The organism is Brevundimonas sp. KH_058 (assembly GCF_057838505.1).
The window spans coordinates 2,745,467-2,763,093 of the sequence record NZ_CM174469.1; the positions used below are offsets into that span (position 1 = coordinate 2,745,467).

A 17,627-nucleotide genomic window follows, 5' to 3' on the forward strand; every position below is an offset into this window, starting at 1 on the left:
GGCGATCTGCAACGTCAGACGCGAGGTGCGATCAGCGCTTGCCGAAGATCATGTCGCCCAGCTTGGCGAAGAAGCCCTTTTCCTCGGGCTTGGCGGCGGCCGGAGCAACTGCGGGCTTGGGGGCCTCGACCGGCTTGGGCGCCGGAGCCGGAGCAGCGGCGACGGGCGTCGGAGCCGGCTTGGGCGCGGCGACCGGTTCTGCGGGCTTGGGTGCAGCGACAGCGGCGGCGGGTTTGGCGACCGGAGCGGCCTTGGGCGTTGCAGCCGGTTTTGCAGCGGCGGCTTTCGGAGCAGCAGCTTTCGGTGCGGCAACCTTGGGAGCAGCAGCCTTTGGTGCGGCGGGCTTCGCGGCGGCGCCCTTGGGCGCAGCTTTCGGAGCGGGGGCCTTGGCGGCGACCGGAGCCTTGGCGGCTGGGGCGGCCTTCTGCTTGGGGGCGGCCTTGGGAGCTACGGCCTTGGCAGCGGCTTTCGGTGCAGCGGCTTTCGGTACGACGGCCTTTGCGGCGGCAGGCTTGGGCGCCGCAGCGGGCTTGGCGACGGCCTTGGGCGCAGCGGTTTTCGCGGCAGCAGGCTTCACGGCGCTCGACTTCGGCGCGGCTTTAGGCTTGGAAGCGGCGGTCGCCGGCTTTGGCGACGCTGGTTTAGACGTAGACGGTGACTTGGCCATGTATTCCCCGACCCCTCGGTTTGATAAAAACGCGGCGGCGACGGGCAGACAGCGCCGGATCGCTACGATTCGCCATATTACCGGTGTTTGAGAAATGTCCGAGTCCGCTCTTCAGATAATCGCACGCGGCCCACGCGCCGCCGCAGAGACTGCCGCCGAGGCCATCGACGCCGATCCCCGCCTGGAAGGCGCGACCTATTCCATCCTGGAAGAGGACGAGGATAACGACGTCTGGCGCATCGACGCCTTCCCGACGACCGCTGACGAAGTCGAGGGACTGAAGGCCGTGCTGGCCGATCATCCGGTGACGGTGGTGGTCGACAAGCTGGCGGACGCCGACTGGCTGGCCATGTCGCTGTCGGGTCTGCCGCCGGTCGAGGCCGGACGGTTCTTCGTCTATGGCGCGCACGATCAGGGCAAGGTGCCCGAGGGTCGGGTGACGCTGAAGATCGATGCGGGCGCCGCCTTCGGCACGGGCCACCACGGCACGACGGTCGGTTGCCTGGAGGCGTTCGATAATCTGTTGAAGACCGAAACCTTCGAGAAGGTGCTGGACGTCGGCTGCGGCACGGGCGTGCTGGCCATCGCGGCGGCCAAGACGGGCACGCCCATCGCCGTCGGCACCGATATCGACGAACCCTCGGCGCGGATCGCCAACGAAAACGCCGAGATCAACGACGCCAACTGCGACTTCTATTTCGCCGACGGCCTGAGCGATCCGCGCATCGCCCAGCATCTTCCGTACGATCTGGTATTCGCCAATATCTTGGCGGCGCCCCTTGTCGAACTGGCGCCTGAGATTGGAGCCGCGCTGAAGACCGGCGGGGTCGCCATTCTGTCGGGCCTGCTGCGGACGCAGGAGGAGCGGGTGCTGGAGGCCTATCTGCCGCTGGGCTTTACGGTCGAACAGACCATCCATCATGACGCCTGGAGCGCGCTGCAACTGCGCAAGGGCTGAGGAACGATCATGCGCCAGACCTTCGATGAAACGACCGATCCTTCCTTTGGGACCAGGCACCTTCCGCTGTTGCGCGCCGAGATGGCCAAGCAGGGGCTGGACGGCTTTCTGATCCCGCACGAGGACGAGCATCAGAACGAGTATCTGCCGGACGCCAACGAGCGGCTGGCCTGGGCGACGGGCTTCACCGGCTCGGCCGGGGCGGCGGTGGTGTTTCAGGACCGGGCCAGCATGTTCACCGACGGACGCTATACGGTTCAGGTGAAGGCCCAGACGGATCCGGTCCTGTTGGAGCGGCACGATCTGACCGAGGTCGCCGCCTATCTGGAGACGGCGGCGAAGGGACAGGTTATCGGCTATGATCCCAAGCTGCACAGCCCGGATGCTCTGGTTGCGTTGAAGGCGGCGGCGGAGAAGGCGGGGGCGACGCTGAAGGCCGTGGACGCCAATCCGCTGGACCTGGCCTGGGGTGCGGACCGCCCGGCCCAGCCGACGGCGCCGGTCGTTCCGCACGAAGATGTCTATTCGGGCGAGAGCCATGCGGCGAAGCGGGCGCGGATCGGCAAGGCCGTGGCCGACGCGGGCGCAGACGCCGTCGTGCTGACGGCGCCGATGTCCATCGCCTGGCTGTTCAATGTGCGCGGCGGGGACGTGATCCGTTCGCCGTTGCCGATCGGCCAGGCCATATTGGCGGCGGACGGCAAGGCGCGGCTGTTTCTGGATCCGGCCAAGGTGACCAATGCGCTGCCCGGCTGGCTGGGCGACAATGTGCGGATCGAGGCGACCGAGCAGTTGGCGGACGCGCTGGACGGGCTGTCGGGTCAGAAGGTCATGATCGATCCGTCGCTGTCCTCGGCCTGGTATTTCGACCGGCTGGAAAGCGCCGGGGCGACGGTGGTGCGGGCGATGGACCCGTGCGCCATTCCCCGCGCAGCCAAGAATGCGGTCGAGATCGAAGGCAGCCGCCAGGCGCATATCCGCGACGGCGCGGCGCTGAGCCGGTTCCTGCACTGGGTCGATACGGTGGTTCAGGAGACCCTGCCGAACGAGCGCGAGGTGGTCGAGGCGCTGGAGCGGTTCCGCGAGGAGACCGGCGCGCTGAAAGACCTGAGTTTCGACACCATCGCCGGGGCCGGGCCGAATGGGGCGCTGCCACATTACAAGCCGGTCGGCGCCACGATCCGCAACGTCGAGAAAGGCTCGCTGCTGCTGGTGGACGGCGGCGGCCAGTATCTGGACGGCACGACCGATGTGACGCGTACCATGGCGGTAGGCGAACCGACGGCGGACCAGAGTCACAAGTTCACCCTGGTGCTGAAGGCGCACATCGCCATGGCGACCATACGCTTCCCGGCGGGGACCAGCGGCATGGCGCTGGACGCCATCGCCCGGGCGCCGATGTGGGCGGCGGGGCTGGATTACGATCACGGCACGGGCCACGGCGTCGGCTCCTATCTGGGCGTCCACGAGGGGCCGCAGCGGATCGCGAAGTGGGGCACGTCCCAGCCGCTGCTGGAGGGGATGATCCTGTCCAACGAGCCGGGCTATTACCGCGAGGGCCATTGGGGCATCCGCATCGAGACCCTGCAGGTGGTGACGCCGGCCGTGGTTCCCGAGGGCGGCGAGCGGCCGATGCACGGGTTCGAGCAGCTGACGTTCGCGCCTCTCGACCGCAAGCTGATTGACGTCGAGATGCTGACGCCGGACGAGCGGGCGTATGTCGACGCCTATCACGCCGAGACCCTGTCCAAGGTCGGGCCCTTGATGGACGGCGAGGCCAAGGCCTGGCTGGAACGGGCGTGCGCGCCGCTTTAGGGCTCAGGTTCGGCTGACGGCTTGGGCTTTTCGGTCGGACAGTGCCGCATGTGGGTGACGGGGCAGGGCAGGTCCGCCAGCGCGGCCCTGGTCGCCTCATAGCCCGTGGCGACGGGGCCGTCGTAGGTCTTCCAGTCGCGGATGTCGGTGCTTTCGATCCGGGGCAGGACCAGGACGTCGGCGTCGGCGCGCGACTGGGTCATCTCCGCATCGGTGGTGATGGTGGCCGAGCGCATCAGGATCGAGACGATGGGCGGCCCGGCCTTCCAGGCGCCTGAAGCGATCCATTTCCACCAGGACGGCGGGTTCTCCAGCGAGCGGGCGTCGACGCCGCGCGTCTGGGACATGTCCACGCCGACGATGGGGCCGCTGTTGAGCTGGCGCATGACGCTGGTGGGAAAATTCTTCAGCACGGCGCCGTCCACCAGCACCTGACCGTCGATCACGACGGGCGGCAGGACGCCGGGAATGGCGATGGAGGCGCGCATGGCCCGGCGCATCAGGCCGGTGCGATGCACCTCGATCCGGCCGGAGGTGAGATTGGACGAGACGGCGAAGAAGGGCAGGGCCAGATCCGCCAGGTCGATGTCGCCATAGGCCCGTTCCAGCAGGCCGGCGACCTTGCGGGCGCGCGACATGGCGATGATCGGCACCGCCAAGTCTGACAGCGGGTCGGAATCGACGAAGGCGCGGCGGATCTCAAAATCCAGACGTTCGTAACTCCAGCCCAGGGCGGGACCGGCGGCGACGACCGCGCCCATCGACGATCCGCCGGCGAAGTCGATGGGGACCTTGGCCTCTTCCAGCGCCTTGATCGCGCCGATGTGGCAGTAGGCGCGCGCGCCGCCGCCCGACAGGACCAGACCGATGGAGGCGCCGGTGACGACGCGGGCGATGCGTTCGGCGTCGCTGGCCACGCCCTCGACGCAGTGGAACCAGCGGTCGGGCTGTAGCGCGTCCAGCCAGACACGGGTGTTGGCCGGATGATGCATCCGGGGGTCGCGCAGCAGGATCAGGTCGGTCAGCCGGCGCCCGTCGCCGAAACCGTTGCGACGCGGCACGGCGGAAGGCGGGGCCAGCAGCCCGCTGCCGACGATGAACATCCGGTCCACCTGGCGCGCACACAGATTGGCCCAGGTCGGCTGATCCTGTTCGGCGACATAGAGGACATAGTCGTGGTCGCCCTCGACCCGGTTGAACCAGTCCAGGGCCGAACTGAGCGCCGACTGATCGATGACCTGGCAGGTGAACCCCATGGCCTGGATGGCGGCGGCGATGCGTTCAACGAAGGCGCGGATCGGGCGGGGGCGGGCCGAGACGAAGCCGAAGACGCTGGGCTCCGATGCGCCGGCGGTGCGCTCGCGGGCGCGGTGGATCATCAGGCGCGACAGTTCGACCATCAGGTCCGGCTCGGTGCGGGCGGCCTCGAAGAAGGCCTCGCGCGGCAGGGCCAGGATCTCGCTGTCGCGCAGGGCGACGACGGTGGCGGTGTGGGGTGTGCCGGCCAGCATGGCCATTTCGCCCACAGGCTCGCCCGTCTTGACCACGCCCAGCAGATGGGCGGGCTGGTCCGCCTCCATCCGAAAGACGCCCAGACGACCCGAGCGGACCAGATACAGAGTGTCGGCCGGGTCGCCCTCGGAAAACAGCGGCTCGCCCCCGGTCAGGGCGAACCAGCTGGCCCGGTCGATCATCCGACCTTCGAAAATGCGCGCGAGCGATGCCGCCAGCGTGTCGGGACGAAGCGTGGCCATGATAGGGTTGTAGGCGAGATTCCGGTGCGGGTGAAACGGGTGTTTGGACGTGCGAGCGCGGCCTCGCGCTTTCGCTGCGAAGTTTTGGAGGGCTGGGCGGAGCGCCGGGCCTTCGCCCGGGGTGTGAGTTTGTAAGTACCGTTTCGACGAAGGGTGTGACGCTCCGCGCGGAAGGTTGGCCTGCAAGCTCGGGGCGTCGAGCGGTGGCGGTCTTATCGCCTAACCCCATAAGCCTGCGACGGGTCGGCGGGGTCTGCGAAACCCCGTCCCGAGTGCGATCGAGTATCCCCCTCGACCCTCCGACAGCGCACCGTGTGTCGCCGCCGGCGCGAGCCGTTTCAGACCCGCTCCCGTTCCATCCGCTCCCGCCGCCGCAAGGTCGCAGGCCAAGCGAGCCCTCCGGTGCGACGGGACGGGTGTATTATGGGGCGGTTTGACCCCGTGGGCAGGAGATCGGGGACTTAAATCGGCAAGTGGCTGGATTCGCTACGAATGGACCAGCGTCATTGCGCGCGTTGAGGCGCGTTTCTCCCTCCCCTTCATGGGGAGGGGCGGCGTAGCGAAGCGCAGCCGGGGTGGGGGCGTGTGAAGCGCCGCGCCCGTTCTTACGGCCCCACCCGGATCGCTGCGCGATCGTCCCTCCCCATGAAGGGGAGGGAGAGGCGTCTGTGGGCTTTGAGAGTCTGCCCAATTGTATGGACGGGAGACGATGCATCCGCCTTCGCGCGTTGCCCGTGACCGCGTGGGCGGGTAGAGCGTTCGGCTTCTCCCGCCCAGCTGAAGTTTCAGACCATGCACGACATCAGAGCCATTCGCGAGAACCCCCAGGTTTACGTGGCGGGCTGGTCGTCGCGCGGGGTGGACGAGGCGGACGGACTGGTGGCGGACATCCTGCGGCTGGACGGCGAGCTGCGTCATGCCCAGACGACGGGGCAGGACGCCCTGGCCAAGCGCAATGCGGCGTCCAAGCTGATCGGCGCCGCCATGGGACGCAAGGACATGGCCGAGGCCGACCGGCTGAAGGCCGAGGTCGAGGCGCTGAAGGGCGACATCGCGGCGGCGGCCGGGAACGAGGCGCGCGTCGGCAAGGAGTTGCGCGACATTCTGGCGGCGCAGAAGAACCTTGCGGCCGAGGATGTGCCGGACGGCGAGGACGAGGCGGGCAATGTCGAGGTCTCAACCTGGGGCGATCCGCGCCGCACGGGTCTGGCCAAGGATCACGCCGACCTAGGCGAGGCCCTGGGGATGCTGGACTTCGAGGGGGCGGCCAGGATGTCGGGCGCGCGGTTCGCGGTGCTGAAGGGCCAGCTGGCGCGGCTGGAACGTGCCGTGGGCCAGTTCATGCTAGATTTGCAGACGGATCAGCATGGATATCTGGAAGTGAACCCGCCGCTGCTGGTTCGGGACGAGGCGATGTTCGGCACCGGGCAGTTGCCGAAGTTCGAGGAGGATTTGTTTAGCGCCGGAAGCGTGAAGCTTGATCGCTTGAGGATGCAGTTAGGCGAGGCGCTAGTTCTCGCTCAAGAAAATGGAAGTGATGCGTCCGCTTCCCTGGCGGCTGAATTCTTCGAATTCGAACATGATTTTAAAACCGACCGCCGTTTCCTTATCCCAACTGCCGAAGTCTCCCTGACAAACCTCGTCCGCGAAACCATCCTGTCTGAGGACGAACTGGCGACGCCGATGCGGATGACGGCGCTGACGCCGTGTTTCCGGGCCGAGGCGGGGTCGGCGGGGCGGGATACGCGCGGGCTGATCCGTCAGCACCAGTTCTCCAAGGTCGAGATGGTGTCGATCGCGCGGCCGGAAGACTCCGACGCCGAGCATGAGCGGATGACGGCCTGCGCCGAGGCCGTGCTGAAGGCGCTGGAGCTGCCGTTCCGGCGGATACTGCTGTGCAAGGGCGACATGGGGTTCTCGGCGCAGAAGACGTTCGACCTGGAGGTCTGGCTGCCCAGCCAGGGGACGTATCGGGAGATCAGCAGCTGCTCGAACTGTGGGGACTTCCAGGCGCGGCGCATGGATGCGCGGTTCAAGCGGGCCGGCGAGAAGAGGACCGAGTTCGTCCATACGCTGAACGGTTCGGGCCTGGCGGTCGGTCGCACGCTGGTGGCGATCATGGAGAACTATCAGCAGGACGACGGGCGGATCGCGGTGCCGGCGGTGTTGCAGCCGTATATGGGCGGTCTGACCCATGTTGGAGCTGCCAAGTGAGCCGTCCTTCACCTCTCCGCGCGCGGAGGCGCGTGGGGAGGACAGACCGCGTAGCGGTCAGGTGGGGGCGACCAGGTGTCGAACGTCGGGCGCCGGGTCGCCCCCTCCTGGTCGTCGCGATGCTCCGACCTGTCCTCCCCGTTCGCCTTCGCGAACAGGGAGGTGAGGCATGAGAATCCTGCTGACCAACGACGACGGCATCGAGGCGGAAGGCCTTGAATGTCTTGAGCGAATTGCGCGCACGCTAAGCGACGATGTCTGGGTGTGCGCGCCTGCGGTCGAGCAGTCGGGCAAGGGGCGGGGGATAACCCTGACCGAGCCGCTGCGGGTGATGAACCTGGGCGAGAAACGGTTTGCGGTGACGGGGACGCCGACCGACTGTGTCGTGCTGGCGGTCAACGACCTGATGCCGGACAAGCCGGACCTGGTGCTGTCGGGGGTGAACCGGGGACACAACATCGGCGAGGACGTCAGCTATTCCGGCACGGTGGCGGGCGCGCTTCAGGGGATGGCGTTCGGCATCCGCTCCATCGCTCTGAGCCAGAGCCTGGAGCGGTTCCACGACGAGGTCGTGGCGCATTGGGCGACGGCCGAGGCGTTCGCGCCGGCGATCATCAGCCGCCTGCTGGACCAGAAGTGGGCGAATGGGGTGGTGATGAACCTGAACTTCCCCAACCGTCCGCCGGAGGCGGTGGACCAGGTCGAGGTGACGACCCAGGGCTTCCGCAACGTGGGCGAGATGCATGCGGTGCGGCGCGTCGATCTGCGCGGGCGCGACTATTACTGGATGAGCTTCCGCGGCGAGAAGCAGGAGCATGCCGAGGGCACGGACCTGAGGGCCATTGAGGAAGGGCGGATCTCGGTCACGCCGCTGCATATCGACCTGACGCATATGACCAGCGTGCATGACCTGAAGAAGGTGTTGGGCGGGGCGCCGCCTAAAACTGTGGTGACGGCTGCATGAACCTGCACGACGACCGGGCCGGGCGGCTGATCCTGTCGCTGAGGCAGCAGGGGGTCACGGACCCGCGCGTGCTGAAGGCGATGGAAAGCATCGACCGGGCGGTCTTCGTCCACGAGAAGTTTCTGGATCAGGCGTGGGAGGATCAGGCCCTGCCGATCGACTGCGCCCAGACGATCAGCCAGCCCTATATCGTGGGCCTGATGACCCAGGCGCTGGAGGTGCAGGCGCGCCACCGGGTGCTGGAGATCGGCACCGGCAGCGGATACCAGTGCGCGGTGTTGAGCCGATTGGCGCGCTATGTCTATTCGGTGGAGCGGTATCGCAGCCTGCTGGTCGAGGCCGAGGCGAAACTGCGCACGCTTCAGATCGACAACGTCATCACCAAGCACGGCGACGGCGGCCTGGGCTGGGCCGAGCAGGCGCCGTTCGACCGGATCATGGTCACGGCCGCGTCCCCGACCGAGCCGACCGAACTGCTGAAACAGCTGAAGCCGAACGGGGTGCTGGTCGCGCCGGTGGGACGGACGTCGGTGCAGATGTTGCATCGGTATGTCGGGCAGGGCGACGGCTCGTTCCACCGTGAGAGCCTGACCGAGGTGCGGTTCGTGCCGTTGGTCGAGGGGACGGCGAAGGAGGGGTAAGTGGGCGTGAATGGTGATTCGTGAGTCGTGATTCCGAGTGTGCGAAAGCCAATCACGATTCACCAGTCACCCCTCACGACCTTCCCCGCCCCAATTCCGCGATGATTGCGGGGTTGGCTTATGAGGCGCGAGCGGGCACACCGGGCGGGCGAGTTTAACCATATGAGGAGCAGCCGGTGGCGGTGATTTCGGGCTGGATGAGAGCGGTTCTGGTGGCGGGGGCGTCGCTGAGCACGGCGGCCTGCATCAGCTATCCGTCCGAGCCGCGCTATTCGACGCATGCGAATCCGGCGCAGGCCCAGGGCCAAGGATCGGGGCAGGGCGCCTATCCGCAGCAGCCGGCCTATCCGAACGGGGCTCAGAATCCGAGCCAGAGCCAGCCATATCGTCCCTATGAATCGCCGCCGCCCGCGACGGCGCCAATCGGCCAGGTGGAGGGCGGGGCCTTGCCGCCGACTGTCAGCGTGGGGCCGAGCCAGCCGACCTATCAGCCGCCGACCGCTCAACAACCAGCCTATACGCCGACGCCCTATCCGTCGTCGTCGGCGCCTGTTCGTCCGGGGGCGGCCTATGTGATCCAGCCCGGCGATACGATCTCGGGCGTCGGGCGGCGGTTCCAGACGCCGGTGCAGACCTTGATCGACCTGAACGGTCTGGGGCCGCGCGGCGCCATCACGACCGGTCAGCGAGTCATCCTGCCGGAAGCGGCGGTGGATACCGGCAATGATCCCTATGCGACCGGCGCGTCGCCTGTCGGCGTGCTGGTGCCGAACAACGGCGTGATCCCGCCGCCGCCGCCGCCGCCCTCGGGTAATGCGGCCCTGCCGGTGCAGACGCGGCCTGTGACGCAACCCTTCACGTCGGGACCGGCCCAGGCGCCTGCCGCGCAAGGCCCCGTGGCGACCGGACAGCCGAACCTGCTGTGGCCCGTGCGCGGCGACATCGTGCGGCGGTTCGGGCCGGTCGGCATGGGCGAGCGCAACAACGGTGTTAACATCGGCGCCTCTGCGGGTGCGGCGGTCAGCGCCTCGGCCGCCGGGCGTGTGGCCTATGTCGGCGACGATCTGGTGGGGCAGGGGCTGACGGTTCTGGTGGTCCACGCCAACGGCTGGCGCACGGTCTATGGCCATCTGGGCTCGGCGACGGTGCGGGACGGCGAGGATGTGCGGGCCGGTCAGCAGATCGGCACCGTGGGTCTGACGGCCGGCGACGGACGCCCCTCGATCCACTTCGAGACCCGCCAGATGCGCGGCGACGACCCCGTCGCGGTCGATCCCCTGACCGTATTGCCGCGCTGATCGATTTAGCCGCGTTGCAATCCGCGAGGCGCGGCCCTAGGTTCCGCGCCTCGTTTTAATGGGGCGCCGACGAGGGCTGCCCCTTCTGTGTTCGGAGACTACCCATGGGCGGAGCGGCTGACGGCGGCTTGGTGGCGCAACTGATCGGCTTCGCGCCCATCATCGGCATCTTCATCCTGTTCTACTTCCTGCTGATCCGTCCGCAGCAGAAGCGCGCCAAGGAACATGCGACCGCCATCGCCGCCGTCAAGCGTGGCGACACGGTCGTCCTGGGCAGCGGCATGATCGGCAAGGTCACCCGCGTCGAAGAGGCCGAGGTCAACGTCGAGATCGCGCCCAGCGTCAACGTCCGCGTGGTCAAGTCGATGATCGCCGAGGTGCGCAACCGCACCGCCATCGCCGCCAACGATTCCAAGGCCTGATACGCTCGCGTATCGCTGAACCGAGACCGCCCTCATGATTCAGCTGTCGCGCTGGAAAGTCATTCTCGTCGTCGTCGCGGCCGTCTTCGGCTGTCTGCTGGCGTTTCCGAACCTGTTGTCGGATTCCCAGCGCGCGGCGCTTCCCGGCTTCGTGCCCAAGAACAAGCTGAACCTGGGGCTGGATCTTCAGGGCGGTTCGTATCTGCTGCTGGAAGTCGATGTGCCGGCGATGCGCGAGAAGCGCGTCACCAACCTGATCGAAGACGTTCGAGTCACGCTGAGCGGCGCGGGCATCGCCACCAACGGCTTCCAACGCGAAGCCGGCGGCGTGATCGCGACCCTGGCCAATCCGGCCCAAAGCGATGCGGCGTTCAAGGCGCTGCAACAACTGGGCGGTCAGGCGGGGCCTGGCGGTCAGGTCGAGCGCACCGCAAGCCGCATCGGCGATAACCGCGTCCGCTTCGCCTATACCGACGCCGCATTGAACGGCATGGGCGCGACGGCCGTGGATCAGTCGATCGAGGTGGTGCGCCGCCGGATCGACAGCCTGGGCACGCGCGAACCCTCCATCACCCGCCAGGGCGCCGACCGGATCGTGGTCCAGGCGCCGGGCGAGAGCGATCCGACCAAGCTGGAAGAAGTCATCGGCCAGACGGCCCAGTTGACGTTCCAGATGGTGGACGTCGAGAACTCGGTCACCGAGGCCCAGGCCGGCCGTGTGCCGCCGGATTCCGAACTGTTGGTCGGCGAGGACGGCACCCCCTATCTGGTCAAGAAGCGCGTGCTGGTGTCGGGCGAGAACCTGACCCGTGCAGGCGTCGGTTCGGACCAGAGCGGCCGTCCCGCCATCGACTTCCGCTTCGACGGCGCCGGCGCGCGCCGCTTCGGCGAAGCGACGGCCGCCAACCTGCAAAAGCCCTTCGCCATCATCCTGGACGGCAAGGTCATCTCGGCCCCGACGATCCAGAGCGCGATCACCAGCGGGTCGGGCCAGATCACCGGGCAGTTCTCCATTCAGGAAGCCTCGACCCTGGTGAACCTGCTCAACGGCGGCGCCTTGCCCGCGCCGCTGAACGTCGAGGAACGTCGGACGGTGACGGCCGAGCTGGGCGCCGATGCGGTGCAGGCGGGCGGCCTGTCCACGGCGGTGGGCTTCGGCATCATCGTGCTGTTCATGATCCTGGCCTACGGCTTCCTGTTCGGCGGCGTCTCCGTGGTCGGTCTGGTGCTGAACGGCGTGCTGATCGTGGCGGCCATGTCGCTGACGCAGGCGACGCTGACCCTGCCGGGCATCGCGGGTCTGATCCTGACATTCGCGGTCGCGGTGGACGCCAACGTTCTGATCTACGAGCGGATGCGTGACGAGGCCCGGTCGGGCCGCAGCGTGATCGCCTCGATGGACGCCGGCTTCAACAAGGCCATGGGCACCATCATCGACGCCAACCTGACGACCCTGGTCGCGGCGGGCATCATGTTCGTGTTCGGCGAAGGTCCGGTGCGCGGGTTCGCCTGGACCCTGACCATCGGCGTCTTCACCTCGGTCTTCTCTTCGGTCCTGGTCGCCCAGGTCCTGCTCGGCTACTGGCTCAAGACGGCCAAGCCCAAAAAACTGCCGATCGCGGAGTGATGGCGATGCGTGGATGGCCCCTCATCAAACTGCTGCCGCAGAAGACGAACTTCCATTTCGTCAAATATGCGCGCGGCGCAGGCGTTCTTTCGATTGTGCTGTGCATCGCGGCGATCGTGTCCTGCTTCTATCCCGGCCTGAACATGGGCATCGACTTCCGGGGCGGCGCCTCGATGGAGGTGTCCAAGCCGGCCGGTCAGGTGATCGAACTGGACCGCGTGCGCGAGTCCGTGAACGGCCTGAACCTGGGCGACGTCCAGGTGCAGGGCATCGCGCGACGCGACACCAATGCGGATGACGGCTCGACCGCCATCCTGCGCTTCCAGGTGCCGGAAGGCCGCGACCAGACCCAGGTTGTCAACCAGGTCGAGGGCGCCATCAGCGGTGCGGTCGGTCAGGTCACCTATTCCGGCGTCAGCGTCGTCGGCTCCAAGGTGTCGGGCGAGCTGTTCACCTCGGGCCTGCTGGCTCTGGGCGTCGCGATCGCGCTGATGTTCCTCTACATCTGGTTCCGGTTCGAGCCGCAGTTCGGCTTCGGCGCCGTGGTCGGCCTGCTGCACGACGTGATCCTGACGTTCGGGCTGATCGTGCTGTTCAAGCTGGAGTTCAGCCTGAACATGGTCGCCGCGATCCTGACCGTCATCGGCTATTCGATGAACGACACCGTCGTGGTGTTCGACCGTCTTCGCGAGAACCTGCGCAAGTACAAGACCATGCCGTTGCGCGACGTGATCGACCTGTCGCTGAATGAGACCCTGTCGCGGACCATCATCACCGGCGTCACCGCCGTCATGGTGCTGGCGGCCCTGGCCTTCTTCGGCGGCGAGGCCCTGTTCGGCTTCTCCATCGCCCTGATGTTCGGCATCGTGGTCGGCACCTATTCGTCGATCTATGTCGGCGCGCCCATCATCCTGCTGTGGGGCGTCAAGCGCGGCACGCTGGCCGACGACGCCAAGCCGGTGAAGCTGGGCATGGCCAGCCGGCCGTAGAGGCAGGCGCTGTCGTGGAAAATCAGGCCGCCCTTGCATTTGCGAGGGCGGCCTTTTTCTTCTGCCGTGTTCATGCAAGGCTAAGCTTATGAAAGCTCTCGTCATCACCGTAACCGCCATCGCCCTGATCAGTGGTCTGTCCGCCTGCACCGACAGCCGGCGCGCCCGCAACGGAGCCACCTGGGGCGATACGCCGGCGGACATCACCTGCTGGACCTATGGAGTCGAGAACTTCAAGGGGCGCTCGACGGGCAAGGTCGAATACAACGACGGCGGACGGATCGCCTTCGTGGATGCCGCGAACAACCGGTACACGACCGTCGATGGCGAGTGCCGGGTCGTGTATGCGCAGTCGGCTAAGTAGGCCTGAGATCGGCGATAACGGGCGAAGGCCGAAGCCCTCGCCCGTCTGTTCTTAGCGCAGCGACGCAGCGAAGCGCTGGATGCGGGTGCAGGCTTCTTCCAGCACGGCGTCAGACGTGGCGTAGCTGATGCGGAAATAGGGGCTGAGGCCGAAGGCCTCGCCCTGGACCACGGCGACGCCCTCGGCGTTCAGCAGTTCGGCGGCGAAGGTGGAATCGCCGTCGATGACCACGCCCGTCTCCGTCGTCTTTCCGATCAGGCCGGCGATGGACGGATAGACGTAGAAGGCGCCCTCGGGCGTGGCGCAGGTGACGCCGGTGGCCTGGTTCAGCATCGACACGACCAGATCGCGACGCTGCTCGAAGGCGGCCTTGCGTTCAGGGATGAAGTCCTGGGTTCCGTTCAGGGCCTCGACCGCCGCCCACTGGCTGATGCTGGCGGGGTTTGACGTGGTCTGGCTGGCGACCTTGCGCATCAGGTCGATCAGCGGCTTGGGGCCGCCCGCATAGCCGATGCGCCAGCCGGTCATGGCGTAGGCCTTCGAGACGCCGTTGACCGTCAGTGTACGGTCGATCAGGTCCGGGTCCACCTGGGCGATGGTGGTATATTCGAAGTCGCCATAGACGAGGTGCTCATACATGTCGTCGGTCAGCACCCAGACGTGCGGGTGGCGACGCAGCACCTCGGCGAGAGCCTCCAACTCGGCGCGGGTATAGGCGGCGCCGGTGGGGTTGGAGGGGCTGTTCAGGATCAGCCACTTTGTGCGTGGCGTGATCGCGGCCTCCAACACGGCGGGCAGCAGTTTGAAACCGTCCTTTTCCTCGCCGATCACCGTCACAGGCTCGCCGCCGGCCAGCAGCACCATGTCGGGATAGCTGACCCAGTAGGGGGCGGGCACGATGACCTCGTCGCCGGGGTTCAGGGTGGCGACCAGGGCGTTGAAGATGACGGGCTTTCCGCCCGGCGCGACGTGGATGTTCGCCGCCGTGTAGTCGAGGTCGTTCTCGCGCTTGAACTTGGCGACGATGGCGGCCTTCAGCTCGGGCATGCCGTCGGCGTCGGTGTATTTGGTCTCGCCGCGATGGATCGCGTCGATGGCGGCCTGTTTGATGTTTTCGGGGGTGTCGAAGTCCGGCTCGCCGGCGCCCAGGCCGATCACGTCGCGACCCTCGGCTTTAAGCTTTCGCGCTTGAGCGGTCACGGCGATGGTGGCCGAAGGCTTGACGCGGGCGAGGGCGGAAGATTGCAGGCTGGACATGACTATCCCATAGGTTTTGGAAGATTCTTGCCTGGGGAGGGCGGGGTTGTTTACGCGCGGTCGCGGCGCGGGACAATGCGCTGAAGCTCGCCAATACGTGGACGGGGTGATAAGCGGCGCCTGTGATGCGCTGGATCATCGATTTCCTGTCGAATATGGAGGCGCGTCGCTGGCGCGCCGTGCTGGCGACGGCCCTGTTGCTGGGCGCAATGATCGCCCTGTTCGCGGTGGGCAAGAGTCAGTTGGGGCTGGATGCCGAGGGCCGGTTGGAGGACTGGCTGGCCGGGTTCCGTCAGGGGCCGTGGGGCTTGGTGGCTGCCATCGTGGTGTTCACGGTCGCGGCCTTTTTCGGCGCGCCGCAGTTCATCCTGATCGCCGCCTGCGTCGTGGCGTTCGGGCCGTGGTTCGGGTTCCTCTACAGCTGGATCGCGACCGTTGTGTCGGCGGGCGTGACCTATTGGCTGGGGCGGGGACCGACGGCGCGGTTGTTGGAGCGGCATGGCGGCAAGACGATCGGACGGCTGACGCGGTTCGTCGGCAAGAACGCCTTCTACGCCAGCTTCATGATCCGCAACGTGCCGTCCGCCCCATTCATCGTCGTCAATATGGCGTTTGGCGCGGCGCGGGCGTCGTTTCCGGGGTTCCTGGCTGGATGCGCCCTGGGTGTGCTGCCCAAGACCGCGCTGGTGGCCTTCTTCGGCGGATCGTTCATGACGGCGGTCAGCGGCGACGGGATCTGGACCTCGGCCATTCTGGCGGGCGTGGCGTTGGCGTGGCTGGTGCTGATGTTGGTGGTGCGAGAACTGGTGAAGCGGCGCGAGATCGCCCGTGGCGAGTGAGGCGGGGAAGGTGCTGTTACTGAGGGATTTTCAGTAATTTTGCCTTTAGACGCCCTCTAGTCGTCAGAGGCATGTTGAGGCCCAAGGAGGTGTCACGATGGATGTCGAGATACTGAAGGCTCAGCATCGTCGGATCATCCGCCTGGCCAGCGCGCTGGGCGGGGTGGCCGAAAGCCTGAAGACGACTGAAGACGCCGGCCGCGCCCGCGAACTGATGGGAGCGCTGAACGCCGCCTTGATCGAACATCTCGTGATAGAGGATGGCGAACTGTACCCGGTGCTGATGACGTCGCACGACCCTGCGGTTCGTCAGTTAGCGCAGGACTATGTCGATGACATGGGCGCGGTCAGCGGGGCCTGGACGCATTATTTCAACGAGTGGACGCAGGCCAAGATCGTTTCGGACCGGAGCCGGTTCGCGACGGCGACCAAGGGCCTGATCGGCGCCCTGGCGCACCGTGTCGCGCGAGAGGACGACACGCTTTATCCGGCGATGGAGGCGGCCGACGCCGGTTCCGGCTCCGTGCGGGGCGAGGGCGTGGGGGAGGCGTGAGGTTTGCATCCACAGGCGGTCGGTCGCCCGATGCGAACCCTATATGACGAGACCGTCATCAGGGCTTGTAATCCCGGTTTCATACAGGCACACCCGCCGCTAGTAGGCGTGGCGAAGACGATCAGGAACTGTCCGGCGTGGGGATGTCGAGACAGTTGGGGCGTCGCCAGGTCGACTGTGAAATCAGAAGACGCCCTGCCAGCTAAGAACGGTATCGATTCCCATGAGTTTTTCCCTTTTCGGCGCGATCTCCAATGACATCGCGATGGACCTGGGCACCGCCAACACCCTGATCTACATGAAGGGCAAGGGCATCGTCCTGAACGAGCCGTCGGTCGTGGCGCTGCGCAATGTCGGGGGACGCAAGGTCGTTCACGCCGTGGGCATAGAGGCCAAGCAGATGCTGGGCCGCACCCCCGGTCACATGGAGGCCATCCGCCCCATGCGCGACGGCGTCATCGCCGACTTCGAAGTCGCCGAAGAGATGATCAAGCACTTCATCCGCAAGGTTCATAACCGCAAGGGTTTCGTGAATCCCAAGATCATCGTCTGCGTGCCGTCGGGCGCCACGGCGGTCGAGCGTCGCGCGATCAACGACAGCTGCCTGAACGCCTCGGCCCGCCGCGTGGGCCTGATCGACGAGCCGATGGCCGCCGCGATCGGCGCCGGCCTGCCGATCCACGAGCCGACAGGTTCGATGGTCGTCGACATCGGCGGCGGCACGACGGAAGTCGCCGTCCTGTCGCTGTCGGGCATCGTCTATTCGCGTTCGGTCCGCGTCGGCGGCGACAAGATGGACGACAGCATCATCAGCTATATGCGTCGCAACCATAACCTGCTGATCGGCGAAACGACCGCCGAGCGCATCAAGAAGGACATCGGCACCGCCCGTATCCCGGCCGACGGCGAAGGCCTGTCGATCGAGGTCAAGGGTCGCGACCTGATGCAGGGCGTGCCGCGCGAAGTCCGTATCTCGGAACGCCAGGCCGCCGAAGCCCTGGCCGAGCCGGTCACGCAGATCATCGAGGCCGTGAAGGTCGCGCTGGAAGCCACGCCGCCGGAACTGGCCGCCGACATCGCCGACAAGGGCATCATGCTGACGGGCGGCGGCGCTCTGCTGCGCGGCCTGGATGTCGAGATCCGCGACCACACCGGCCTGCCGGTCTCGGTGGCCGACGATCCGTTGTCATGCGTGGCCATCGGTTGCGGCCGCGTTCTTGAACACCCGCGCTGGATGAAGGGCGTGCTCGACTCCGCGCTCTGAT

At 66.8% G+C, this 17,627-nt stretch carries 16 protein-coding genes; 13 read left to right on the top strand and 3 right to left on the bottom strand.

What is annotated here, in order from left to right:
* Positions 1-31: 31 nt before the first annotated feature.
* On the bottom strand, positions 32-577 hold the full coding sequence (locus AC3ISA_RS13565; RefSeq protein WP_489178273.1) for a hypothetical protein: 546 nt from the start codon (positions 575-577) through the stop codon (positions 32-34).
* A gap of 184 nt (positions 578-761) precedes the next feature.
* Here AC3ISA_RS13565 and AC3ISA_RS13570 point away from each other — a divergent pair, with 184 nt between their 5' ends.
* Positions 762-1,625 (top strand): 50S ribosomal protein L11 methyltransferase, encoded by an 864-nt coding sequence (locus AC3ISA_RS13570; RefSeq protein WP_489178274.1) that lies wholly within the window; start codon positions 762-764, stop codon positions 1,623-1,625.
* 9 nt (positions 1,626-1,634) lie between these two features.
* Complete coding sequence (locus AC3ISA_RS13575; RefSeq protein WP_489178275.1) at positions 1,635-3,440, top strand: aminopeptidase P family protein; 1,806 nt, start codon at positions 1,635-1,637, stop codon at positions 3,438-3,440.
* On the opposite strand, the gene AC3ISA_RS13580 is transcribed toward AC3ISA_RS13575, so the two are convergent.
* Complete coding sequence (locus tag AC3ISA_RS13580) at positions 3,437-5,194, bottom strand: patatin-like phospholipase family protein (protein WP_489178276.1); 1,758 nt, start codon at positions 5,192-5,194, stop codon at positions 3,437-3,439. The two genes, AC3ISA_RS13575 and AC3ISA_RS13580, sit on opposite strands and share 4 nt — an antisense overlap.
* Positions 5,195-5,986: 792 nt before the next feature.
* Here AC3ISA_RS13580 and serS point away from each other — a divergent pair.
* The 8 genes from serS (at position 5,987) to AC3ISA_RS13620 (ending at position 13,713) form a co-directional block, all read left to right on the top strand.
* Entirely contained in the window at positions 5,987-7,408 is a 1,422-nt protein-coding gene (gene serS / locus AC3ISA_RS13585; protein WP_489178277.1) for a serine--tRNA ligase, read from the top strand.
* A 169-nt stretch (positions 7,409-7,577) separates the two neighbouring features.
* Positions 7,578-8,372, top strand: a complete 795-nt coding sequence (surE, locus tag AC3ISA_RS13590) for a 5'/3'-nucleotidase SurE (protein WP_489178278.1) — start codon at positions 7,578-7,580, stop codon at positions 8,370-8,372.
* Positions 8,369-9,013, top strand: a complete 645-nt coding sequence (locus tag AC3ISA_RS13595; RefSeq protein ID WP_463432755.1) for a protein-L-isoaspartate(D-aspartate) O-methyltransferase — start codon at positions 8,369-8,371, stop codon at positions 9,011-9,013. Before surE ends, AC3ISA_RS13595 begins: the two co-directional genes overlap by 4 nt.
* 176 nt (positions 9,014-9,189) lie before the next feature.
* On the top strand, positions 9,190-10,311 hold the full coding sequence (locus AC3ISA_RS13600; protein ID WP_489178279.1) for a peptidoglycan DD-metalloendopeptidase family protein: 1,122 nt from the start codon (positions 9,190-9,192) through the stop codon (positions 10,309-10,311).
* Positions 10,312-10,415: 104 nt separating this feature from the next.
* Positions 10,416-10,733: a preprotein translocase subunit YajC gene (yajC, locus tag AC3ISA_RS13605; protein ID WP_372691854.1), complete on the top strand. Its 318-nt coding sequence runs from the start codon at positions 10,416-10,418 to the stop codon at positions 10,731-10,733.
* A gap of 34 nt (positions 10,734-10,767) precedes the next feature.
* Positions 10,768-12,360 carry a protein translocase subunit SecD gene (secD, locus tag AC3ISA_RS13610; RefSeq protein WP_489178280.1) on the top strand — a complete coding sequence of 531 codons (1,593 nt, stop codon included), beginning with the start codon at positions 10,768-10,770 and terminating at the stop codon, positions 12,358-12,360.
* On the top strand, positions 12,360-13,349 hold the full coding sequence (gene secF, locus AC3ISA_RS13615; RefSeq protein ID WP_489178281.1) for a protein translocase subunit SecF: 990 nt from the start codon (positions 12,360-12,362) through the stop codon (positions 13,347-13,349). Before secD ends, secF begins: the two co-directional genes overlap by 1 nt.
* An 88-nt stretch (positions 13,350-13,437) precedes the next feature.
* Entirely contained in the window at positions 13,438-13,713 is a 276-nt protein-coding gene (locus AC3ISA_RS13620) for a hypothetical protein (RefSeq protein ID WP_489178282.1), read from the top strand.
* A gap of 51 nt (positions 13,714-13,764) precedes the next feature.
* On the opposite strand, the gene AC3ISA_RS13625 is transcribed toward AC3ISA_RS13620, so the two are convergent.
* Entirely contained in the window at positions 13,765-14,970 is a 1,206-nt protein-coding gene (locus AC3ISA_RS13625) for a pyridoxal phosphate-dependent aminotransferase (protein WP_489178283.1), read from the bottom strand.
* A 125-nt stretch (positions 14,971-15,095) separates the two neighbouring features.
* Here AC3ISA_RS13625 and AC3ISA_RS13630 point away from each other — a divergent pair, with 125 nt between their 5' ends.
* From AC3ISA_RS13630 to AC3ISA_RS13640, 3 genes are all read left to right on the top strand, one after another.
* A complete protein-coding gene (locus tag AC3ISA_RS13630) occupies positions 15,096-15,809 on the top strand; it encodes a TVP38/TMEM64 family protein (RefSeq protein ID WP_489178284.1) in 714 nt (237 codons plus the stop codon).
* A 97-nt stretch (positions 15,810-15,906) separates the two neighbouring features.
* The gene (locus AC3ISA_RS13635) at positions 15,907-16,362 is read left to right on the top strand and encodes a hemerythrin domain-containing protein (RefSeq protein WP_372691863.1); all 456 of its coding nucleotides are present in this window, start codon (positions 15,907-15,909) and stop codon (positions 16,360-16,362) included.
* A 223-nt stretch (positions 16,363-16,585) separates the two neighbouring features.
* The gene (locus AC3ISA_RS13640) at positions 16,586-17,626 is read left to right on the top strand and encodes a rod shape-determining protein (protein ID WP_017504801.1); all 1,041 of its coding nucleotides are present in this window, start codon (positions 16,586-16,588) and stop codon (positions 17,624-17,626) included.
* Position 17,627: the final 1 nt, after the last annotated feature.

Coding starts and splice junctions, on each gene's coding strand:
- AC3ISA_RS13570 (WP_489178274.1), top strand. CDS start 762: ATGTCCGAGTCCGCTCTTCAGATAATCGCACGCGGCCCACGCGCCGCC.
- AC3ISA_RS13575 (WP_489178275.1), top strand. CDS start 1,635: ATGCGCCAGACCTTCGATGAAACGACCGATCCTTCCTTTGGGACCAGG.
- AC3ISA_RS13580 (WP_489178276.1), bottom strand. CDS start 5,194: ATGGCCACGCTTCGTCCCGACACGCTGGCGGCATCGCTCGCGCGCATT.
- serS (WP_489178277.1), top strand. CDS start 5,987: ATGCACGACATCAGAGCCATTCGCGAGAACCCCCAGGTTTACGTGGCG.
- surE (WP_489178278.1), top strand. CDS start 7,578: ATGAGAATCCTGCTGACCAACGACGACGGCATCGAGGCGGAAGGCCTT.
- AC3ISA_RS13595 (WP_463432755.1), top strand. CDS start 8,369: ATGAACCTGCACGACGACCGGGCCGGGCGGCTGATCCTGTCGCTGAGG.
- yajC (WP_372691854.1), top strand. CDS start 10,416: ATGGGCGGAGCGGCTGACGGCGGCTTGGTGGCGCAACTGATCGGCTTC.
- secD (WP_489178280.1), top strand. CDS start 10,768: ATGATTCAGCTGTCGCGCTGGAAAGTCATTCTCGTCGTCGTCGCGGCC.
- secF (WP_489178281.1), top strand. CDS start 12,360: ATGGCGATGCGTGGATGGCCCCTCATCAAACTGCTGCCGCAGAAGACG.
- AC3ISA_RS13620 (WP_489178282.1), top strand. CDS start 13,438: ATGAAAGCTCTCGTCATCACCGTAACCGCCATCGCCCTGATCAGTGGT.
- AC3ISA_RS13625 (WP_489178283.1), bottom strand. CDS start 14,970: ATGTCCAGCCTGCAATCTTCCGCCCTCGCCCGCGTCAAGCCTTCGGCC.
- AC3ISA_RS13630 (WP_489178284.1), top strand. CDS start 15,096: ATGCGCTGGATCATCGATTTCCTGTCGAATATGGAGGCGCGTCGCTGG.
- AC3ISA_RS13635 (WP_372691863.1), top strand. CDS start 15,907: ATGGATGTCGAGATACTGAAGGCTCAGCATCGTCGGATCATCCGCCTG.
- AC3ISA_RS13640 (WP_017504801.1), top strand. CDS start 16,586: ATGAGTTTTTCCCTTTTCGGCGCGATCTCCAATGACATCGCGATGGAC.